This window comes from Kitasatospora sp. MBT66 (assembly GCF_000710405.2).
Lineage (GTDB): Bacteria > Actinomycetota > Actinomycetes > Streptomycetales > Streptomycetaceae > Kitasatospora > Kitasatospora purpeofusca.
This window is the reverse complement of sequence record NZ_JAIY01000006.1, coordinates 1324647-1343393: the sequence shown is the minus strand read 5'-3', so window position 1 is coordinate 1343393 and position 18747 is coordinate 1324647. Positions and strand designations below refer to the sequence as shown.

The 18747-nt window shown below is 73.2% G+C and carries 20 protein-coding genes and 1 pseudogene; 13 read left to right on the top strand and 8 right to left on the bottom strand.

Going from position 1 to position 18747, the window contains the following annotated elements; genetic code table 11:
* Positions 1-247: 247 nt before the first annotated feature.
* Entirely contained in the window at positions 248-1426 is a 1179-nt protein-coding gene (locus tag BI06_RS18430; protein ID WP_107113307.1) for an IS30 family transposase, read from the top strand.
* 105 nt (positions 1427-1531) lie between these two features.
* On the opposite strand, the gene BI06_RS18425 is transcribed toward BI06_RS18430, so the two are convergent.
* The 4 genes from BI06_RS18425 to BI06_RS18410 all read right to left on the bottom strand — a co-directional run bounded on the left by BI06_RS18425 (position 1532) and on the right by BI06_RS18410 (position 5257).
* Complete coding sequence (locus tag BI06_RS18425; RefSeq protein ID WP_030397096.1) at positions 1532-2131, bottom strand: malonic semialdehyde reductase; 600 nt, start codon at positions 2129-2131, stop codon at positions 1532-1534.
* Between the two features lie 124 nt (positions 2132-2255).
* Positions 2256-2519: an exodeoxyribonuclease VII small subunit gene (locus BI06_RS18420; protein WP_051741232.1), complete on the bottom strand. Its 264-nt coding sequence runs from the start codon at positions 2517-2519 to the stop codon at positions 2256-2258.
* A gap of 55 nt (positions 2520-2574) precedes the next feature.
* Positions 2575-3876: an exodeoxyribonuclease VII large subunit gene (gene xseA, locus BI06_RS18415; protein WP_082558532.1), complete on the bottom strand. Its 1302-nt coding sequence runs from the start codon at positions 3874-3876 to the stop codon at positions 2575-2577.
* Between the two features lie 10 nt (positions 3877-3886).
* Entirely contained in the window at positions 3887-5257 is a 1371-nt protein-coding gene (locus BI06_RS18410) for an APC family permease (protein WP_043469193.1), read from the bottom strand.
* A gap of 87 nt (positions 5258-5344) precedes the next feature.
* Here BI06_RS18410 and BI06_RS18405 point away from each other — a divergent pair, with 87 nt between their 5' ends.
* Positions 5345-6322, top strand: a complete 978-nt coding sequence (locus tag BI06_RS18405) for a 4-hydroxy-3-methylbut-2-enyl diphosphate reductase (RefSeq protein WP_030397100.1) — start codon at positions 5345-5347, stop codon at positions 6320-6322.
* A 147-nt stretch (positions 6323-6469) separates the two neighbouring features.
* Positions 6470-7216, top strand: coding sequence for a polyphosphate--glucose phosphotransferase (gene ppgK / locus BI06_RS18400; protein WP_043469191.1), 747 nt, complete (start codon positions 6470-6472; stop codon positions 7214-7216).
* Between the two features lie 84 nt (positions 7217-7300).
* Here ppgK and BI06_RS50885 read toward each other — a convergent pair whose 3' ends face one another.
* Positions 7301-7981, bottom strand: coding sequence for a DUF6542 domain-containing protein (locus tag BI06_RS50885; RefSeq protein WP_157855403.1), 681 nt, complete (start codon positions 7979-7981; stop codon positions 7301-7303).
* A gap of 116 nt (positions 7982-8097) precedes the next feature.
* Here BI06_RS50885 and BI06_RS18390 point away from each other — a divergent pair, with 116 nt between their 5' ends.
* The 5 genes from BI06_RS18390 (at position 8098) to BI06_RS18370 (ending at position 11825) form a co-directional block, all read left to right on the top strand.
* Positions 8098-8502 carry a VOC family protein gene (locus BI06_RS18390; RefSeq protein WP_043469189.1) on the top strand — a complete coding sequence of 135 codons (405 nt, stop codon included), beginning with the start codon at positions 8098-8100 and terminating at the stop codon, positions 8500-8502.
* Between the two features lie 77 nt (positions 8503-8579).
* Positions 8580-9653, top strand: a complete 1074-nt coding sequence (gene ychF, locus BI06_RS18385) for a redox-regulated ATPase YchF (protein ID WP_043469187.1) — start codon at positions 8580-8582, stop codon at positions 9651-9653.
* Between the two features lie 130 nt (positions 9654-9783).
* Positions 9784-10065 (top strand): type II toxin-antitoxin system Phd/YefM family antitoxin, encoded by a 282-nt coding sequence (locus BI06_RS18380; RefSeq protein ID WP_043469185.1) that lies wholly within the window; start codon positions 9784-9786, stop codon positions 10063-10065.
* Positions 10062-10316: a Txe/YoeB family addiction module toxin gene (locus tag BI06_RS18375; RefSeq protein WP_043469182.1), complete on the top strand. Its 255-nt coding sequence runs from the start codon at positions 10062-10064 to the stop codon at positions 10314-10316. Before BI06_RS18380 ends, BI06_RS18375 begins: the two co-directional genes overlap by 4 nt.
* A gap of 171 nt (positions 10317-10487) precedes the next feature.
* Positions 10488-11825 carry a M20 family metallopeptidase gene (locus BI06_RS18370; protein ID WP_043469179.1) on the top strand — a complete coding sequence of 446 codons (1338 nt, stop codon included), beginning with the start codon at positions 10488-10490 and terminating at the stop codon, positions 11823-11825.
* 128 nt (positions 11826-11953) lie between these two features.
* On the opposite strand, the gene BI06_RS50880 is transcribed toward BI06_RS18370, so the two are convergent.
* Complete coding sequence (locus BI06_RS50880; protein ID WP_043463480.1) at positions 11954-12166, bottom strand: hypothetical protein; 213 nt, start codon at positions 12164-12166, stop codon at positions 11954-11956.
* A 276-nt stretch (positions 12167-12442) separates the two neighbouring features.
* Between BI06_RS50880 and BI06_RS18360 the strand changes: the two genes are divergently transcribed.
* The 4 genes from BI06_RS18360 (at position 12443) to BI06_RS18345 (ending at position 15500) form a co-directional block, all read left to right on the top strand.
* Entirely contained in the window at positions 12443-13555 is a 1113-nt protein-coding gene (locus tag BI06_RS18360) for a DUF6192 family protein (protein ID WP_043464028.1), read from the top strand.
* Between the two features lie 3 nt (positions 13556-13558).
* Positions 13559-13987: a hypothetical protein gene (locus tag BI06_RS18355; RefSeq protein WP_043463477.1), complete on the top strand. Its 429-nt coding sequence runs from the start codon at positions 13559-13561 to the stop codon at positions 13985-13987.
* A 74-nt stretch (positions 13988-14061) separates the two neighbouring features.
* Complete coding sequence (locus BI06_RS18350; RefSeq protein WP_043463473.1) at positions 14062-14913, top strand: IS5 family transposase; 852 nt, start codon at positions 14062-14064, stop codon at positions 14911-14913.
* 182 nt (positions 14914-15095) lie between these two features.
* Positions 15096-15500 carry a hypothetical protein gene (locus BI06_RS18345; protein ID WP_043463470.1) on the top strand — a complete coding sequence of 135 codons (405 nt, stop codon included), beginning with the start codon at positions 15096-15098 and terminating at the stop codon, positions 15498-15500.
* 63 nt (positions 15501-15563) lie between these two features.
* Here the strand turns inward: BI06_RS18345 and BI06_RS18340 are convergent, their stop codons facing one another.
* Both BI06_RS18340 and BI06_RS46460 read right to left on the bottom strand, forming a co-directional pair.
* Complete coding sequence (locus BI06_RS18340; RefSeq protein ID WP_043469176.1) at positions 15564-16217, bottom strand: HAD-IA family hydrolase; 654 nt, start codon at positions 16215-16217, stop codon at positions 15564-15566.
* A 95-nt stretch (positions 16218-16312) separates the two neighbouring features.
* Positions 16313-17511, bottom strand: a pseudogene (locus BI06_RS46460) (dihydrofolate reductase family protein).
* Positions 17512-17681: 170 nt separating this feature from the next.
* Here BI06_RS46460 and BI06_RS18325 point away from each other — a divergent pair.
* Entirely contained in the window at positions 17682-18497 is an 816-nt protein-coding gene (locus BI06_RS18325; protein WP_030397111.1) for a methyltransferase domain-containing protein, read from the top strand.
* Positions 18498-18747 lie beyond the last annotated feature (250 nt).

Genomic DNA, 18747 nt, shown 5'->3' with positions numbered 1-18747 from the left:
AGCGATCCCCGCAACACCCTGACCCCAGGGAGTTGCGGGGATCGTGGATTTTGAGGACTTGAAGGCGAGGTTCTTCGAAGCGCTGGACCGGGAGGACGGCAGTGTCACGGGGGCGGCCCGGGCGGTCGGGGCGAACCGTCACACGGCGGCCGGGTGGGCACGCAAGGCCGGTGTCCGTGGCCGTGGGAAGCCGGGAAGGAACAGGCACTCGGGCCGGGCGGAGTACGAGCGGCTTCGCGCGGCCGGGGTGCGACGGCAGGACGCCGCCGCGCGGGTCGGGGTCCACAAGCGCACCGCCCAGGACTGGGACCACGGGATCCGCAAGAGCGGCAACGCGCGCCTCCACCCCGATGGACACAAGATCGACTACACAACGGGCATGACCAGCACCGTTCCCCGCACGCCGGCGCCCTCGACAGCGGCGGTCGAGGCCAGGCTGCACCCACGGTTCCTGACGGTGACCGAACGGGAGCTGATAGCCGACATGCGCCGCGAGGGCCGGTCGCTGCGGGCAATCGGGCGGGCCCTGGGCCGGCCGGCCTCCACCGTCAAGCGCGAGATCGACACCCGTGCGGTCGACGGCGTCTACCGGCCGCACCGGGCCCAGCGGGCATGGGCGGCAAGCCGATCACGCCCCAAGGAGTCCAAGCTCGCCCGGCCGGGCGCACTGCGCGAGTTCGTCGCGGACGGGCTGCGGGAGCGGTGGTCGCCCGAGCAGATCTGTCACGCTCTGGTCAGCGAGTTCCCCGACGACGAGAGCATGCGGGTGAGTCCGGAGACGATCTACCAGGCGGTCTACGTCCAGGCCCGCGGCGGGCTGCGACGCGAGGTCGCGCTCGCACTGCGCACCGGGCGCACTCGCCGCAAGCCGCACCGCAGCCCCGAGCAGCGCACCCGCCGGTTCGTCGACGAGATGGTGATGATCTCCGAGCGGCCCGCCGAGGTCGAGGACCGGGCGGTGCCCGGCCATTGGGAGGGGGACTTGATCGTCGGCCCCCGCAGTGAGAGCGCGATCGTGACCCTGGTCGAGCGCTCCACCCGCTACGTCATGCTCGGGCACCTGCCCGGCGGGCACACCGCAGCGGAGGTCCGCGACGTGCTGGTGCCCTTGATCCAGAGCCTGCCCGAGCACCTGCGCGGCTCGCTGACTTGGGACCAGGGCTGCGAGATGGCCGCGCACAAGCAGTTCACCGTCGCCACGGGAGTGCCGGTCTACTTCTGCGATCCGCACTCGCCCTGGCAGCGCGGATCGAACGAGAACACGAACGGTCTGCTGCGGCAGTACTTCCCCAAGAGCACCGACCTGTCCGTGCACAGTCCCGAAGACCTCGAACACGTCGCCCAGCAACTCAACCGCCGGCCACGCAAAACGCTCGGCTGGAAGACCCCAGCCGAGCGCCTGCGTGATCTACTGACAGCCGCATAGGCCATCAGGTGTTGCGAGGACCCCTAGAAACCGCCGTGCGTGCGGGGCCCTTTGCGCCGTCCGGCCCGGGATCTCGGGGGCGGTCCCGGGTCGGACGGTGGTGGCTCAGACGGTGGTGACGACCTCGTCGTAGGCCAGGCGCGGCGAGCGCGGGTACCAGGCGTTCTCGCCCGGCTTGCCGATGTTCACCACGGCCAGCACCGAGTGCTCGCCGTCGGTGAAGAACTCCTTGTTGATGCCCTCGGCGTCGTAGCCGGTCATCGGGCCGGCGGCCAGGCCGGCGGCGCGCACGCCGATGATGAAGTAGCCGGCCTGCAGGGCGCCGTTCATCGCGGCCGAGGCCTCGCGGACCGGGCGCTCGGCGAAGTAGCCCTTGGCGGCCGGGAAGTGCGGGAAGACGGTCGGGAGCTCCTCGTGGAACTCGTTGTCCACGGCGAGGATCGCGGTCAGCGGGGCGGCGGCGGTCTTGGCCTTGTTGCCCTCGCCGAGGTGCTTGACCAGGCGCTCGCGGCCCTCGGCCGAGCGCACCAGGACGACGCGCAGCGGCTGCTGGTTCATCGCCGTCGGGCCGAACTTCACCAGCTCGTAGATGGCCTGGATCTGCTCGTCGGAGACCGGCTCGTCGGTGAAGGTGTTGGCCGTGCGGGCCTCGCGGAACAGGAGGTCCTGGGCGGCGGCGTCGAGAACCAGGGTGTCGGTGGTCATGATCTGCACCTCGGGGGAGGAAGAAACTGGGGGGCGTCTTTGTTGCGGTGACCGGCCGTGGCCGATCAGACGTTCCCAACATGAGTGAACGTTCAACTGTTCCCCGGGCTGCGTGTGACCCGTGTCACCCCCGCGGCGGAGCGTCCTCCTCGGCGGCCAGCGCGGCGTCCAGCCGGGCCCGCGCGCCGTCCAGCCAGCGCTGGCACACCTTCGCCAGCTGCTCGCCGCGCTCCCACAGCGCCAGCGACTCCTCCAGCGAGGTGCCGCCGTTCTCCAGCTGCCGGACCACCTCCAGCAGCGCGTCCCGGGCGTGCTCGTACCCCAGCGCGTCGTCCGCGGTCGGCGCCTCCACGGCCGCGGCCGCCGTGCTCTGCTCCTCGTCTGCCATGGGAGCCAGCGTAGGGGGCCGGACCGACAGTTCGCCCCGCCCCGCCCGCCCGCCGCTACCGACCCGCCGCCGCGCCGCCGTCCGTCGGGCTGCCGTCCGTGCCGTCCGTCCCGTCGACCGCCGCACTGCCGTCCGCACTGCCGTCCGCGCCGCCGTCCGCGGTGACGTCGAAGCCGCCGCCCGCCACCCGCGCGTGCAGCCCCTCGCCCGCCGCGACCTGCGCCGGATCGGTCACCACCGTGCCGTCCCGCCGCTGCAGCACCGCGTACCCGCGCTCCAGGGTGGCCGCCGGGGAGAGCGCGACCACCCGGGCCAGGGTGTGCCCGAGATCGCTCTGCGCGTGCTCCAGCCGGTGGTGCAGGGTGCGCCGGGACCGCTCCAGCAGCCCGGCCACCTCCTGGCCCCGCCCGTCCAGCATCCGCTGCGGCGCGGCCAGCACCGGCCGGCTGCGCACCCCGTCCAGCCCGTGCCGCTCCCGCTCCACCCGGGCCAGGACGTACCGCCGCGCCCGGTCCCGCAGCTGCCGGACCTTGGCCAGCTCCTCCCCGACGTCCGGAACCACCCGTTTGGCGGCATCGGTGGGCGTGGAGGCGCGCAGATCGGCGACGAAGTCCAGCAGCGGCTGGTCCGGCTCGTGGCCGATCGCGCTCACCACCGGCGTCCGCGCGGCCGCGACCAGCCGGACCAGGCCCTCGTCCGAGAACGGCAGCAGGTCCTCGACGCTGCCGCCGCCCCGGGCCACCACGATCACGTCCACCTCGGGGTGCTCGTCCAGCTCCCGGACGGCCTCGCTCACCCGCTCCACCGCGCTGACGCCCTGCACCGGGACGTTGCGGATCTCGAAGCGGACGGCCGGCCAGCGCCGCCGGGCGTTCTCCAGGACGTCCCGCTCCGCCGCCGAGCCGCGCCCGGTGACCAGCCCGACGCACTGCGGCAGGAACGGCAGCGGCTTCTTGCGGTCCGCCGCGAACAGGCCCTCGCCGGCCAGCCGCCGCTTCAGCTGCTCCAGCCGGGCCAGCAGCTCGCCCAGACCGACCAGCCGGATCTCCGAGGCCCGCAGCGAGAGCTGGCCGCGCGCCGCGTACCACTCCGGCTTCGCGTGCACGATCACCCGCGAACCCTCCTGCACCGCGTCCGCGACCTGGTCGAAGACGGAGCGGAAGCACGTCACGGTCAGCGAGACGTCCGCCTGCGGGTCGCGCAGCGTCAGGAACACCACGCCCGCCCCCGGCCGCCGGCTGAGCTGGGTGATCTGCCCCTCCACCCAGATCGCGCCGAGCCGGTCGATCCAGCCGCCGATCAGCGCGGAGACCTTGCCGACCGGGAGCGGCGCTTCGGGGGAGCTGGGGTTGGCCATGCGTACGAGACTAGCGACGCCCGCCGACAGCGGAAGCGCTCCGGACGGCCACCACCAGTAGGCCGACCGCCAGCCAGACCAGCCCCACCACCTGTGCCGAGCCGGCCGCCTCGGCCACCACCGCGCCGATCACCAGCACACCCAGCAACGGCACCACCAGGTGCCGGCCCCAGTCGCGCGAGCCGTGCCGCACCACGTACCAGCCCACCACCGAGGCGTGCAGCAGGGTGAAGGCGGTGAGCGCGCCGATGTCCACCACCGAGGTCAGCCGGTCCAGCCCGTCGTCCCGGTCCGCCGCCCAGACCGCCGCCACCAGGGTGATCGCCGCCGACACCAGCAGCGCCCGGCGCGGCACCGCCGAACCCGGGTCGACCACGCCGAGGGAGCGCGGCAGCCGCCCGTCCCGGCCCATCGCGAAGAGCAGCCGCCCGGCCGCCGCCTGCCCGGCCAGGGCGGCGAAGGCCGCGCCGACCGCCTTGCTCGCCGCGACCAGCACGTGCAGCCAGTGCCCGACCGAGTCCTCCACCGTGTCGTAGAACGCCGACCCCTGCGCCGCCGGGTCCGCCGCCAGCTGCTCCGGGGAGAGCGGCTCCAGCAGCGCCGCCAGCCACGTCTGCGCCACGAACAGCAGACCGGACACCACCAGGCACCACAGCACCGCCCGCGCCACCGCCGCCGAGGCGCCGACCGCCTCCTCGACGAAGGTGGCGATCGCGTCGAAGCCCAGGTAGGACAGCACCGCCACCGAGACCGCCGAGAGCACGGCGGACGCGGAGAAGCCGCCGACCGCCGTGAACGGCGTCGCCCAGCCGCGCTGCGCGCCGTCCCGCACCAGCACCACCGAGGCCGCGACCACGAACACCGCCAGCACCGCGAGCTCCGCCACCAGCACCGCGAAGCCCACCACCGCCGCCGTCCGCACCCCGGCCAGGTTCAGCCCGGTGGTCACCAGCACCGCGAGCGCCGTCCACACCCAGCGCGGCACGTCCGGCACCAGCGAGTGCAGCGCGATCCCGGAGAACAGGTACGCCACCGCCGGGATCAGCAGGTAGTCCAGCAGCGCCATCCACCCGGCCAGGAAACCCGCCGCCTCGCCGAGCCCGGCCCGCGCGTAGGCGTACACCGAACCGGTCCGCGGCACCGCCCGCACCATCTGCGCGTACGAGACCGCGGTGAAGCCCATCGCCACCGTGGCCACCAGGTAGACCGCCGCGACCGCGCCGTGGCTCTTGGCGTCGAGTACCCCGAACACGCCGACCGGCGCCATCGGGGCGATGAACAGCAGTCCGTAGACCACCAGGTCGCGGACGCCGAGGCTGCGCCGCAGTCCGCCCCGGGGCCCGCCGTCGTCGGGCCCGTCCGGCCCGGCTCGCTCGCTCATAGCTTCCACATTTGAGCACCCGGGACCGGTTCCGGCCGGAACGCGACTCCCGTCGGCGCGGCTCCCCTCCGCCCGTACGATGGAGCCATGTCCTCCAACACCGCGCAGCGCCGTGTCCTGCTCGCCGCCCCCCGGGGCTACTGCGCGGGCGTCGACCGCGCCGTGATCGCCGTTGAGAAGGCCCTGGAGCAGTACGGGGCGCCCATCTACGTCCGCAAGCAGATCGTCCACAACAAGTACGTGGTGCAGACCCTGGAGAAGAAGGGCGCGATCTTCGTCGACGAGACGGAGGAGGTGCCCGAGGGCTCGATCGTGGTCTTCTCGGCCCACGGCGTCGCGCCGTCGGTGCACGACGAGGCGCGGGCCGGCAAGCTCGCCACCGTCGACGCCACCTGCCCGCTGGTGACCAAGGTGCACAAGGAAGCCGTGCGCTTCGCCGACGAGGGCTACGACATCCTGCTGGTGGGCCACGAGGGCCACGAGGAGGTCATCGGCACCATGGGCGAGGCGCCGGACCGGATCCACCTGGTCGACGGCGCCGAGGACGTCGCCAAGGTGCAGGTCCGCGACGAGTCCAAGGTCGTCTGGCTCTCCCAGACCACCCTGTCGGTGGACGAGACCATGGCCACCGTCGGCGAGCTCAAGCAGCGCTTCCCGCTGCTGGTCAGCCCGCCCAGCGACGACATCTGCTACGCCACCCAGAACCGCCAGGTGGCCGTCAAGCAGATGGCCCCGGAGACGGACCTGCTGATCGTGGTCGGCTCCAAGAACTCCTCCAACTCCGTCCGCCTGGTCGAGGTCGGCCTGGAGTACGGCGCCAAGGCCGCCCACCTGGTGGACTTCGCCGAGGAGATCCAGGAGGAGTGGCTGACCGGTGTCACCACGGTCGGCCTGACCAGCGGCGCCTCGGTGCCGGAGATCCTGGTCGACGGCGTGCTGGAGTGGCTGGCCGCGCGCGGCTACGACGAGGTCTCCACCGTGAAGACCGCCGAGGAGCACCTGATCTTCTCGCTGCCCAAGGAGCTCCGCCGCGACCTGCGCGCCGAGGCCGCGGGCAAGCTGTAAGGCGCCCGAGCACGGGGGAGGGCCCGGTACCCCGACGGGGTGCCGGGCCCTCCGCTGTGCGGGGCCCGGCGGGCTCTCGTAAGTTGTGGACAGCCAGGCACAGCCATGCACAGCCTGTGGACAACGTTCGGGCGGAGGGCGGTCGAGATGACGGCGGTATTCGGTGTGGACATCGGCGGATCGGGCATCAAGGGTGCCCCCGTCGACCTCGCCAGGGGTGTGCTCGCGCAGGAACGGCACAAGGTCCTCACCCCGCAGCCCTCCGCGCCGGAGGCGGTGGTCGCCGCCGTCCGCGAGGTGGTCCGCCACTTCGACCACCAGGGGCCGGTGGGCCTGACCTTCCCCGGCGTGGTCGTCGACGGGCACACCAGGACCGCCGCCAATGTCGACAAGGGCTGGATCGGCCTGGACGCGGCCGGCCTGTTCCGGGAGGTGCTCGACCTGCCGGCGGTGGTGCTCAACGACGCCGACGCGGCCGGCCTCGCCGAGACCACGCACGGCGCCGGCCGGGGGCAGGAGGGCGTGGTGCTGGTGCTGACCTTCGGCACCGGCATCGGCAGCGCCCTGTTCGTGGACGGCACGCTGGTGCCCAACACCGAGCTGGGCCACCTGGAACTGCGCGGCAAGGACGCCGAGCGGCGGGCCTCCTCGGCCGCCAAGGAGCGGCACGGGCTGAGCTGGGGGCAGTGGGCCGGCCGGGTGGACGAGTACCTGGACCTGGTGGAGATGCTGTTCTCGCCGCAGCTGATCGTGATCGGCGGCGGGGTGAGCCGCAAGCACGAGAAGTTCCTGCCGCTGCTGCGCGAGCGCGGCGCCCGGGTCGTCCCGGCGGAGCTGCGCAACGACGCCGGCATCGTCGGCGCGGCCATGGCGGCCGCCCGGGCCTCGGGCTGAGCCCGTCCGCCGCCCTTCCGTCCGCCGCCCTTCCGCCCGCCGTCCCGCGCCGAAAGGGGAGGCGCCGTTCCCGGCGGCCTCCCCTCAGCGCGCGCGGTGGATCCGGCGCTGGGCCACGAACCGGGCCAGCACGATCGCCGCGGCCAGCCCGGTGCCGGAGAACAGCCAGCCGGCCCGGGTGGCCAGGTTGGTCGCCAGCGCCACCACCTGGGCCGTCACCCCGGAGGAGGTGACCGGGCCGAACAGCAGCAGCGCGGCCGCGAAGGCGATCGGCCCGCTGATCGGCGCGGCCAGCAGGTCGGCGTACCGGACCCGGACCGCCAGCTGGAAGCAGACCAGCAGATAGCCGAGGCCGAACAGCACCCCCAGCCCGCCGAAGACCAGCCGGTCCAGGCCGGCCACCGTGATCGTCGCCGCCAGCGCGGCCACCCCGGCGCCGACAGCGGTCAGCCGGGTCGGCCGGCCGCTGCGCCGCCGCCCGTACAGCCGCCCCGCGACCCGGGCCCGCAGCACCGGCGGGCCGGACACGGGGCGTAGTCGGGAACCGGCGTCGGGGCCCCGCCCCGCCGTCCGTCCGGTGGTCTTGCCGCCCGACTTGCCGGAGCCCTTGCCGGAGCCCTTGGCGGGGGCCTTCCCGGTGGGCCGGACGGCCGGTCCGCCCGTGGTTCCGGGGGCGCGGCCCGGCCCGGGGACGGCGGCCCCGGCCGCGCCGTTCGGCGGTCGGCGTCTGGGCCCTGGCGGCTGGGTACGGATGCTCTGCTCCACCCGCCCAACGTACGGTCCGATCATCGCCACACTGTGTAATGGGCCGTCGGGGCTTGTTCCGTGTCTTCGGACGGAGTATTGGTGTGACCGACGTCCGATCACACCCGGGGGAGTGCATGACCAGCGGATTCACCGCCGAACGATTCACCTTCGAACGGCTCCACCACGTCCAGCTCGACATCCCGGCCGGGGCGGAGGACGAGTGCCGCGCCTTCTGGCACGGCGTGCTCGGCATGACGGAGCTGGCGAAGCCCCCGGTGCTGGCCGCGCGCGGCGGCTGCTGGTTCCGCGGCGGCGGGGTGGAGGTGCACCTCGGGGTGGTGCCGGAGTTCCGGCCGTCCCGCAGGGGGCACCCGGGCTTCCAGGTCGGCGACCTCGACGCCCTCGCCGAGCGGCTGGCCGCGCACGGCCACGAGGTGGTCTGGGACGACAACCTGCCCGGGCACCGCAGGTTCCACTCCAGCGACCGGCTGGGCAACCGCCTTGAGTTCCTGGAGCCCTCGCTGGCGGCGGGCGCCTGACCCGCTGCCCGTAGACTGGGGGATCGGCCCGGCGAGCGGGCCGGCCCAACTCCTCCAAGCCCCCAGGACTGCGCTTCATGTCGCTCACGATCGGAATCGTCGGCCTGCCGAACGTCGGCAAGTCGACCCTGTTCAACGCCCTGACCAAGAACGACGTGCTGGCGGCCAACTACCCGTTCGCCACCATCGAGCCCAATGTCGGCGTCGTCGGCGTCCCGGACGCCCGGCTGAACAAGCTCGCCGAGATCTTCGGCTCGCAGCGCATCCTCCCGGCCACCGTCGACTTCGTCGACATCGCCGGCATCGTGCGCGGCGCCTCGGTCGGTGAGGGCCTGGGCAACAAGTTCCTGGCGAACATCCGTGAGTCGGACGCGATCTGCCAGGTCATCCGGGCCTTCGTCGACCCCGATGTGGTGCACGTCGACGGCAAGGTCTCGCCGAAGGACGACATCGAGACCATCAACACCGAGCTGATCCTCGCCGACCTCCAGTCGATCGAGAAGGTGCTGCCGCGGCTCCAGAAGGAGGCCCGCCTGAAGAAGGAGTCGGCCGCCACGCTGGCCGCCGCCGAGGCCGCCCAGAAGATCCTGGAGACCGGCAAGACCCTCTTCGAGGCGGGCTTCGACGCCTCCTCGGTGCGCGAGCTGCACCTCCTCACCACCAAGCCCTTCCTCTACGTGTTCAACGTCGACGAGGACGAGCTGGTCGACGAGGAGTTCAAGGAGGCCCAGCGCGCCCTGGTCGCCCCCGCCGAGGCGATCTTCCTGAACGCCAAGATCGAGTCCGAGCTGATCGGCATGGACGAGGACGAGGCGCTGGAGCTCCTCCAGTCCATGGGCCAGGAGGAGACCGGCATGGCCACCCTCGGCCGGGTCGGCTACGAGACCCTCGGCCTGCAGAGCTACCTCACCGCGGGCCCCAAGGAGACCAGGGCCTGGACCATCAAGAAGGGCGCGACCGCCCCCGAGGCCGCCGGTGTGATCCACACCGACTTCCAGAAGGGCTTCATCAAGGCGGAGATCATCTCCTTCGACGACCTGGTCGCCTGCGGCTCCATCGCCGAGGCCCGCAGCAAGGGCAAGGCCCGCATCGAGGGCAAGGAATACATCATGCAGGACGGCGACGTCGTGGAGTTCCGCTTCAACGTCTGACCGGCAGGTGTGTGGGCCGAAGAGGGTCGGACTTCCCGGAGTCCGGCCCTCTTCCCGTCTCGTCGACCTGCCCGGCTCCCCCTACGAGTGGTACCGTATCCGGTACCACTCGCCGAAGGGGGTGCGTGCCGTGTCCATCACCGCGAGCGAGGCCCGCAAGGATCTCTTTCCGCTGATCAAGAAGGTCAACGAGGACCACGACGCCATCGAGATCGTGTCCAGGCACGGGAATGCCGTGCTCCTTTCCGCCGAGGACTACGCCGCTCTGCGCGAGGGCTCGTACCTCCTGCGCTCGCCGGTGAACGCGCGTCGGCTGCTCAAGGCGTACGAGAACGCACTGAGTGGCACCGGGCTTTCCGAACGCGCGCTCATCGACCCCGACTCGGCCGATGCCGGGCAGGGTGCTGAGTGAGGCTCCTCTTCGAGGAGGGCGGCTGGGAGGACTGCACGTCCTGGCTCAAGAGCGACCGCAAGATGCTCGCCCGGATCAACAGGCTCATCGAGGACGCCCTGCGCGACCCCTTCGCCGGGATCGGCAAGCCCGAGCCGCTGAAGTACCACCTGCCCGGGGCCTGGTCCCGGCGGATCGACGACGAGCACCGCCTCGTCTACCTGGTCACGGACCGGGAGATCGTCGTTCTGGCCGCCCGTTACCACTACTGATCCGGCCCCGTCTCCGCATGCCGCTCGGCCCGCTGCACCAGCGGGCCGAGCGGTGGTGTCTTCGGTGGGGCTGGTGGGGCTGGGCTTGTCAATGGTGCTGGCGGGGCTTGACGGGTGCATGAGAGCAGCTGGTTGACTGACTGTCACATTGATCGACCAGGTGGGGGACTGATGGAGAACGTGGCGGGCAACAGGCCGAGTCGGCGGGCGGTGCTCGGTGGGGTGGCCGGGGCCGGGGTCGTGGTGATGGCGTCCGGGGCAGGGGCCTCGGCGGAGTCGGCGGGGCGGCGGAACCCGGTCGACCAGGCGGCGGTGGACGCCGTGGCGGCGCGGCTGGACGGCGAGCTGGTCGCGCTGCGGCGGGCGCTGCACGCGAACCCGCAGACCACCGGCCACGAGACCTACGCGGCCGGGGAGGTCGCGCGGCGGCTGCGGGCGGCGGGGCTGGAGGTGAGCACCGGGGTCGGCGGGACCACGCTGCCGGACGGCACGGCGGTGCCCGGGAACGGTGTGGTCGCGGTGCTGCGCGGTGCGCGGCCGGGCCGGACGGTGGCCTACCGGGCGGACATGGACGCGGTGCCGGGCGACGGGATCATGCCGCCGAAGGCGGGGCGGCCGGCGGCGCACGCCTGCGGGCACGACATCCACACCGCGGTCGGGGTGGGTGTGGCGCTGACGCTGGCCCGGCTGCGGCAGCGGTTGAGCGGCACGGTGGTCTTCTTCTTCCAGCCGGGGGAGGAGGGCCTGGTGGGCGCCCGGGCGATGATCGCGGAGGGGTGGCTGGAGCGGACCGGGGTCGAGGAGATCCACGCCCTGCACACCGGCCCCTACCCGGTCGGCGGGTTCGCCGTGACGCCGGGCAGCGGGCTGCCGGGCCAGGACTGGGTGAACATCGCGTTCGGCGGGCCGGACGCGGCCGCGTCGGCGGCCCGGCTGGTGGGCGCGATCACCGCGCTCGGCACGGTGCCGCTGCCGCGGGACCCGGCGGCCCTGGAGGCCATGGTCCGGGACGTGCAGACGCCGGACGGGCCGCTGGCCCGGTTCCTGGTGACCGGCGCGCGGGTGGCGCCGGCCCCGGACGCTGAGGGGCGGCCGGTCGTCGAGGCGAAGTTCCGGTGCTGGCCGCCGGAGCGGGACGCCGAGGTGCGGGAGGAGATCCGCCGGCTGGCGCAGACGTATCCCGGTGCGGTGGTCGGCTACCCGCGGGACCCGTTCCCGGCGCTGCTCTGCCCGGCGGACGCGGCGAACGCGCTGGCCCGGCGGCTGCGGTGCGAGTTCGGCGCCGGCGCGGTCACGGTGAACCGCACCGCGTTCCCGTACAACGGGGAGGACTACGCGCTGTTCCTGGAGCGGGTCCCGGGCACGTACACCTTCCTCGGGGTGCGCACCCCGGGGGCCGGGATCGAGACGAGCTACCCGCACTACGAGACCTTCGAGCCGGACGAGCGGGCGATCGGTGTCGGGGTGCGGGCGATGGCGGGCTGGCTGGCGGACCGCGCCCGCCGCTGAGACGCGGACGGCGACGGGGCGGGGCCGGTGCCGGGTGGCACCGGCCCCGCCGTGCTCGGTCCGCCGTGCTTTCCGCCGTGTGCGGTCAGTACCTGTGTCTGAACCCCCCTTTTGGGTAGCCTGGAGCCCTAACCTGGGCTGGTGTCCGAGGGCAGCGGGCCGGTTGGCGAGCGGAAGTGCGAGGGCTGCGGCGTACGGCTGAGGCCGGGGTCGCGGCCCAGCGCGGTGTACTGCTCGACCACGTGTCGTGCCAGGCAGTGGCGGGTGGACCAGCGACTGCGGAAGCGGGTGGCGGCCGAGATCAGCGGCGCCGGCCGGGTGAACTGCCCGGAGTGCGACACCTGGTGGGTGGCCGGGGTGGATCGGCGTTCGAACGCCGTCTACTGCTCGCGGCGGTGCGTGATGAGGGCCTGGCGGGCCCGACACGAACCGTTCGGCGAACGGTCACAGTGACCGTTGAACGAACGGCATAAGTGTTACTAAACGGTCAATTCCGTTCATCCGCAGGTTTTTGTTGTGATCATCACATCTCGGGCCGGACTCTGCTGCACGGAAGCGGGCCGGTCCCGTCGCGGCCAACGGCCGCGTCCGGTCTGCGAGTTGGTGGTGTGATCCACATGGCTCAGGAGATCGCGGAGAAGGTCGGCTGCGTCAGCGCCAGCCGATACGAGGAGATCGTCGCCGAGCTGCGAAAGCTGGTCGAGACGACCACCCGCGCGCAGTTCACGATCGGCGACTACGCGCTGGAGATCGAGCCGATGCGCCAGCCGGGCGGCTCGGCGCCGGCGGACGAGCTGTTCTCCGTCGAGAAGTCGCTGGTCAGGGTGGCCGACGACATCGGCCTGTCCTACTCGCAGGTCAAGCGCGCGAGGTGGACCGCGTCCAGGTGGCCCCAGGAGCGCCGGCAGCGCGGCGTCTCACACACGGTCCACGAGATCCTGGCCGGGATCGCGGACGAGCAGGAGCGGTTCGAGACGATCCTCAACCCGCCGCAGCCGCGGGGGAAGTGGACGCCGGACGAGGCCAAGCGCCGGGTCGGCCGGCAGGTCGAGCGCCCGGTCACGCCGGAGGAGAAGGTCCGCGCGATCCACACCCTGGCCGCGTCGGAGGAGGTCGCGGCGAAGGTGACCGGCGACCTGCTGCGGCGGCCCGAGGTGATGGCCCAGGTCGAGCCGAAGGACAAGGTGCGGGCGGTCGAGGAGCTGACCCGCGACGACCAGGTCGCCGCCGCGGTTGCGCCGTCGTTCCTGCGGCGGCCGGAGGTGGTCGCCCGGGTCGCCCCGGCCGAGAAGGTGAAGGTGGTCGAGGAGCTGACCCGCGACGACCACGTGGCGGCGGAGGTGACCACCGGGCTGCTGCGGCGACCGGACGTCGCGGCCCGCGCGATGGCCGACGACACCGCCCGCCACCAGGTCAACCATGCGCAGGTCGAGCGCGGCCGCCAGGCCCGCGAGCACTTCGAGCAGACCAACCCCGTCGCGCCGGCGATCCGCCAGATCGATCGGACGGTGGAGTTCCTCGACCTGGTCACCGCCTGCCACGCCTTCGTCGCCGCGGCCGGCCGGGTCGTCCCCGGCCTGCGCGACCGGCAGCTCAGCGACGACGAGAAGGCCGTGATCAGGGAGAACTGCGCGCGGGTGAAGGCCACGCTCGACTGGGTCGAGACCGCGGTCGACACCGGCAAGGTCGACATGGACGGCGAGCTCGCCCGCCTCCTCCAGGGTGAGTAGGCGATGCCACGCGCTTCCAAGCGCAGGTCGCCCTCTGCCGAACGGCACGCCGACACCGTCCGCAAGGTGCTGTTCGAGGCCCGGCCGGCCGGGCTGGCCTTCGACCAGCTGAGCCGGGCCTCGTCGCTGAGCCCGAGCCAGGTTCGGGCGGGGCTGGCCTGCCTGCGCGACATCATCGCCGAGCGGGGCTGGCCGCCGCTGATCTGGAGCCGGGCGGACGGCTACAAGTTCTGCTCGGACCCGACCGAGCTGCAGGCTTACGAGGTCGCGGTGATCCGCGAGAAGCTCACCGAGTTCCGCCGGTTCATCACCGGAGTTGTCGCCCCGCATGCCGTTCTGCAACCGAAGGGGCGGTGGGTCAAGCACCTGGTCACCCAGCTCAACTCGGTGGAATCCACGCTCGAAATGATCGCGGACTACAGCGACGTCTGACCGTCACCGATCCTCCGGGCCCGGCCGCCTTCGGCGGCCGGGCCCGCCAACTGCCTGTCTCTGAAGGGGAGTCCGTGCGCCGCCGCTGCTATCCGTCGGACACCTTCGACGACGAGTGGGCCCTGATCGAACCGCTGCTGCCCACCCCGGCCTGCGAGACGAAGGCCGGCGGGCGCCCGGAGAAGCACCCGCGGCGCGAGATCGTGGACGCGATCCGCTACGTCGTCGACGCCGGCTGCAAGTGGCGCGCGCTCCCGAAGGACTTCCCGCCCTGGCGGACCTGCTACGGGTTCATGGCCCGCTGGGCCGCGGCCGGCGTGATCGGGCGGATCCGCGACCAGCTGCGCGAGCGGGTCCGCCGCGACATGGGCCGGGCCCCCGGAGCGGTCGCCACCATCATCGACTCGCAGTCGGTGAAGGCCGCCGAGACCGTCGGCCGCGACTCGCGCGGCTACGACGCGGCCAAGAAAATCAACGGCAGGAAGCGGCACCTGGTCGTGGACACCAAGGGCCTGCCGCTGTTCGTCATGGTCACCCCGGCCGACATCACCGACCGCGACGCCGCGAAGGAAGTGCTGTTCCGGCTGCGGCTGATGCACCCCGAGATCACCATCGTCTGGGCCGACTCCGCCTATGCCGGACAGCTCGTGACCTGGGCGAAGAAGTACCTGAACCTCACGATCAAGACGGTCAGCCGGCCCAAGGACGCCAAGGGGTTCGTCGTCCTGCCCCGGCGCTGGGTGGTCGAGAGGTCCCACGCCTGGATCATGCACGCCCGCCGACACGCCCGCGACTACGAACGTCTCGTCCAGCACTCCGAATCGCTGATCACCTGGGCCGCGATCACCATCATGACCAGGCGCATCACCCAGCGGCAGTCCCGGCGCAAGGGCCAGCCGGAGCCCCGCGAAGCCCAGCGGGACTGATCGTTCTCGGAGTCGGTCCGCCGACCGACCCCCTGACCACCCGAAGAACCGGCCAGACCCACTCTCCCACGGCCCCCGATGGCCCGTCAGCGGATTCGCCAGCGCCACGGCCGGCACCTGGCTGATGATGTGATCCATCCGGCGCCGAGGGTGAACCGGCCGGCCGGGGGAAGGGACCGCGCATGGAGATGATCAGCGGCACCGGCCTGGGCGGCCATCCCTGGCCCGAGCTGATGCCCGACCGCCGCCCGGTCCTGGTCGTCCCCGCCGCACCCGGCCGCCTCCTGGTCCTCGAAGACGGCTGGGCCGACCGCGACACCGCCACCCCGGAGCTGACCGCCGGCCCCGACCCGGCCTGGTCCGCCGTCCTGGACGACCACCGGCTGACGATCCACCGTCCCGGCGGCCTGACCTGGTTCGACGGCGACATCGCCGCCACCCGCGAGTGGCGCCGCCAGGTCCGCGAGCACCGCACCCTGCTGCTGATCACCGGACCGTTCACCAGCGTCTTCGACTTCCGGACCACCGCCGCGGCCGGCCAGCTCTTCCTCCTCACGACGCCGATCCGGCTCGCCAGCGGTATCTGATCCGAGGGTCCTGTTCGATTCCTGGCCCGGCAGAACGCTTCGCACACCCTCGGAAACAGGTACTCAGGCGACGGTGACGGTGAGGGCGCCGTCCGGGCCCGCGGTGACGGTGACGGACTCCAGGGTGGCGGCGTGCGCCGTGGGGTGGTGGCCGACCGCACGGGGGCCGATGCCGACGACCGGGACGCCGGCGGCGCGGGCGGCGGCGATGCCGGCACCGGAGTCCTCGAAGGCCAGGCAGTCGCCGGGGGCGAAGCCGAGCGCGGCGGCGCCCTTGAGGAAGCCCTCGGGGTCGGGCTTGCTGGCGCCCACGGACTCGGCGGTGATCAGGACCTGCGGCAGCGCGAGGCCGGCGGCGGCCATCCGGACCCGGGCGAGCGGGGCGTCGGCGGAGGTCACCAGGGCGTGCGGCAGGCCGGCCAGGGTGGCGAGGAAGGCGGGGGCGCCGGGGACCGGCACGACGCCCTCGGTGTCGGCCCGCTCGGCGGCGAGCATCCGCTCGTTGTCCGCGAGGTTGAGCTCCGTCGGGCGGTCGGGCAGCAGGACGGCCATGGTGGCGTGGCCCTGGCGGCCGTGGGCCGTGTGCAGCACCTCGACCGGGTCGAGGCCGTGCTCCCGGGCCCAGCGGCTCCAGCAGCGTTCGACCACGGCGTCCGAGTCGACCAGGGTGCCGTCCATGTCCAGCAGCAGGGCGCGGGGGGTGAAGGTCGTGGGCACGGGGCGGCTCCGTCCGGGGGTGCGGGGGCGCGCGAAATGCGAGCCGATTGTTTAATAAGGATACAAAAGATCCTCCCGGATGCCGCCTCCGGGTCTCAGTCCAGCAGGTGCGCGTTGACCGCGCGGGCCTCCTCCGCCAGCTCCGGCAGCTCGACCACCTCGACGCCGGCCGCCTCCAGCAGTCCGGCGCCCCGGGTCTCGGCGACGAAGGTGGACGGCTCGCGCCAGGCCACCACCACCCGGGGGACGCCGGCCGCGAGCAGCAGTTCGGCGCACGGCACCGGGCGGGAGGCCCGCTGTCCGCAGGGCTCCAGCGAGCTGTAGACGGTCGCGCCGCGCAGCCGGGGGTCGCCGGTCGGGAGCTTGGCGAGGGCCGCCTCCTCGGCGTGGTCGTGGCCGTCCACCTCGCGGCTGAAGCCCTCGGCCAGCACCGTGCCGTCGGCGGCGACCACCACCGCGCCGACCGAGAACGCCGTCCGCGAGGGCGGGCAGCGGCGGGACAGCTCCACCGCCCGGCGCAGGAACGCGAGATCGGCCCCGGATGCGGGCTCGGTCACGGGGTGCGGCTCGGACGCGGCGCCGGGCTCGGTCGAGGGGTGCGGCTCGGTCACTGGGCGGGCTCCTTCGGGGCGTACCTGAGCAGGACGACATCGCCCACCGTACGGGCCTCCAGCAGTCGCATCCGCCGGTCCGGGCCGCCGGGGAAGTCCGCCGGGCCGACGAAGCGCGGCGCGCCCGGCTGCCCGACCAGCAGCGGCGCCACCACCAGTTGGAGCTCGTCCGCCAGCCCCTGGGCCAGGAACTGGGTGTGCACCCCGCTGCCACCCTCGACCATAAGCCGCCGCACCCCGCGCGCGCCTATGTCGTCCAGCACCGCGCCCAGGTCCACGGCCGGGCCGAGCGCGACCACCTCGGCCAGTCCGGCCAGCTCGGGGCGCAGCACGGCGGCGCCGGCGTCCGTGGAGTAGGCGAGCCGCTCGCCGCCGGTGTGCCAGAACCGCAGCGAGCGGTCCAGCCGGCCGCTCGCGCTGAGGGTCACCTTCAGCGGGTACGCGGGCCGCCCGGCCGCCGTCCGGGCGGCCCGCCGTCCGGGGTCGTTGACCAGCAGTCGCGGGTTGTCCGCGCGCAGGGTGTTGCCGCCGACCAGGACCGCGTCGGCGGCGGCCCGCTCGGCGTCCACCCGGTCGAAGTCGGCCGGTCCGGAGAGCAGCAGCCGCTCGGGCGAGGCGTCGTCGAGGAAGCCGTCCAGGGACATGGCGGCGCTCAGCAGGACGAAGGGGCGGGGGCCGGGCATGGTGGCGAGCCCTTCACGGTGGGGCGGTCGGGTGTGCCGTCCACGGTACGGGCCGGGGCGTCCCGCAGTCGGTGGATAGACCGCGATGTGAGACGAATCTTCTTGAAATGCGGGACGAGGAGTAGCGTCGGAGGCGTCGAGGAACCGCCGGTCCCGAGGGGGAGATCACCATGACCGCACCGAAGAACGCCGTCTACACCCATGGCCACCAGGAGCCGGTGCTGCGCTCGCACCGCTCCCGGACGGTCGAGAACTCCGCCGCCTATCTGCGCGACCACCTGCGGCCCGGGCAGGCCGTGCTGGACATCGGCTGCGGACCGGGCACCATCACCGCCGACCTGGCCGAACTGGTCGGCCCGACCGGCCGGGTGGTGGCCGCGGACGCCTCGGCCGAGGTACTGGAGGAGGCCGCCCGGTACGTCGCCGGGCGCGGGCTGACCAACGTCGTGTTCGAGGTCGCCGATGTGCACCGGCTGTCGTACGCGGACGGGGAGTTCGACGTGGTGCACGCCCATCAGGTGCTGCAGCACGTGGCCGACCCGGTGGGGGCGCTGCGGGAGCTGCGCCGGGTCACCGCCGAGGGAGGTGCGGTGGCCGTCCGGGACGTCGACTACGCCAGCATGACCTGGTACCCGGAGGTGCCAGAGCTGGACCGCTGGCTGGAGCTGTACGAGCGGGTCGCCCGGCACAACGGCGGCGAGCCGGACGCCGGGCGGCGGCTGCTGTCCTGGGCCAGGGCGGCCGGGTTCACCGAGGTCACCGCCACGTCGAGCACCTGGACGTACGCGACGCCCGAGCAGCGCGAGTGGTGGGGCGGGCTGTGGGCGGAGCGGATCACGGACTCCGGCATCGCCCGGGCGGCGGTGGCCGAAGGGTTCGCGGACGAGGCCGAACTGGCCCGGATCGCGGCCGGGTGGCTGGCTTGGGCGGCGGCCGGGGACGGGTGGTTCGCGATGCTGCACGGGGAGGTGCTGGCCCGGCGCTGACGCCGGGTCCGGGCCGGGCGCGGGCGGTGCGGCGCGGGGGTCGTTCGTGGTGCGGGAAAACGCGGGAGGGTGTTCGGCCGGATCCGGTAGAGTCGCGCGCCTGTTCCCGTACCCGACGGGCCACCGGGCTCCGTCCGCGGGCACCTCGGGTCGTCCTGCCGAGTTGCCGCCCGCCGCCCGCGGGCCGGGGGAGTTAGCACGTGTCCAAGCCCGAGTCCGACGCTGCCGTCGTCCCGGCGCCCACGCCCGA

What these genes read in the sequence shown, in the direction of transcription:
- BI06_RS18420 (WP_051741232.1), bottom strand. Translation starts at nt 2,519, where the DNA reads ATGGCAGACGAGGAGCAGAGCACGGCGGCCGCGGCCGTGGAGGCGCCG.
- BI06_RS18355 (WP_043463477.1), top strand. Translation starts at nt 13,559, where the DNA reads ATGCCACGCGCTTCCAAGCGCAGGTCGCCCTCTGCCGAACGGCACGCC.
- BI06_RS18325 (WP_030397111.1), top strand. Translation starts at nt 17,682, where the DNA reads ATGACCGCACCGAAGAACGCCGTCTACACCCATGGCCACCAGGAGCCG.
- BI06_RS18360 (WP_043464028.1), top strand. Translation starts at nt 12,443, where the DNA reads ATGGCTCAGGAGATCGCGGAGAAGGTCGGCTGCGTCAGCGCCAGCCGA.
- ppgK (WP_043469191.1), top strand. Translation starts at nt 6,470, where the DNA reads ATGACGGCGGTATTCGGTGTGGACATCGGCGGATCGGGCATCAAGGGT.
- BI06_RS18425 (WP_030397096.1), bottom strand. Translation starts at nt 2,131, where the DNA reads ATGACCACCGACACCCTGGTTCTCGACGCCGCCGCCCAGGACCTCCTG.
- ychF (WP_043469187.1), top strand. Translation starts at nt 8,580, where the DNA reads ATGTCGCTCACGATCGGAATCGTCGGCCTGCCGAACGTCGGCAAGTCG.
- BI06_RS18410 (WP_043469193.1), bottom strand. Translation starts at nt 5,257, where the DNA reads ATGAGCGAGCGAGCCGGGCCGGACGGGCCCGACGACGGCGGGCCCCGG.
- xseA (WP_082558532.1), bottom strand. Translation starts at nt 3,876, where the DNA reads ATGGCCAACCCCAGCTCCCCCGAAGCGCCGCTCCCGGTCGGCAAGGTC.
- BI06_RS18405 (WP_030397100.1), top strand. Translation starts at nt 5,345, where the DNA reads ATGTCCTCCAACACCGCGCAGCGCCGTGTCCTGCTCGCCGCCCCCCGG.
- BI06_RS18345 (WP_043463470.1), top strand. Translation starts at nt 15,096, where the DNA reads ATGGAGATGATCAGCGGCACCGGCCTGGGCGGCCATCCCTGGCCCGAG.
- BI06_RS18390 (WP_043469189.1), top strand. Translation starts at nt 8,098, where the DNA reads ATGACCAGCGGATTCACCGCCGAACGATTCACCTTCGAACGGCTCCAC.
- BI06_RS18370 (WP_043469179.1), top strand. Translation starts at nt 10,488, where the DNA reads ATGGAGAACGTGGCGGGCAACAGGCCGAGTCGGCGGGCGGTGCTCGGT.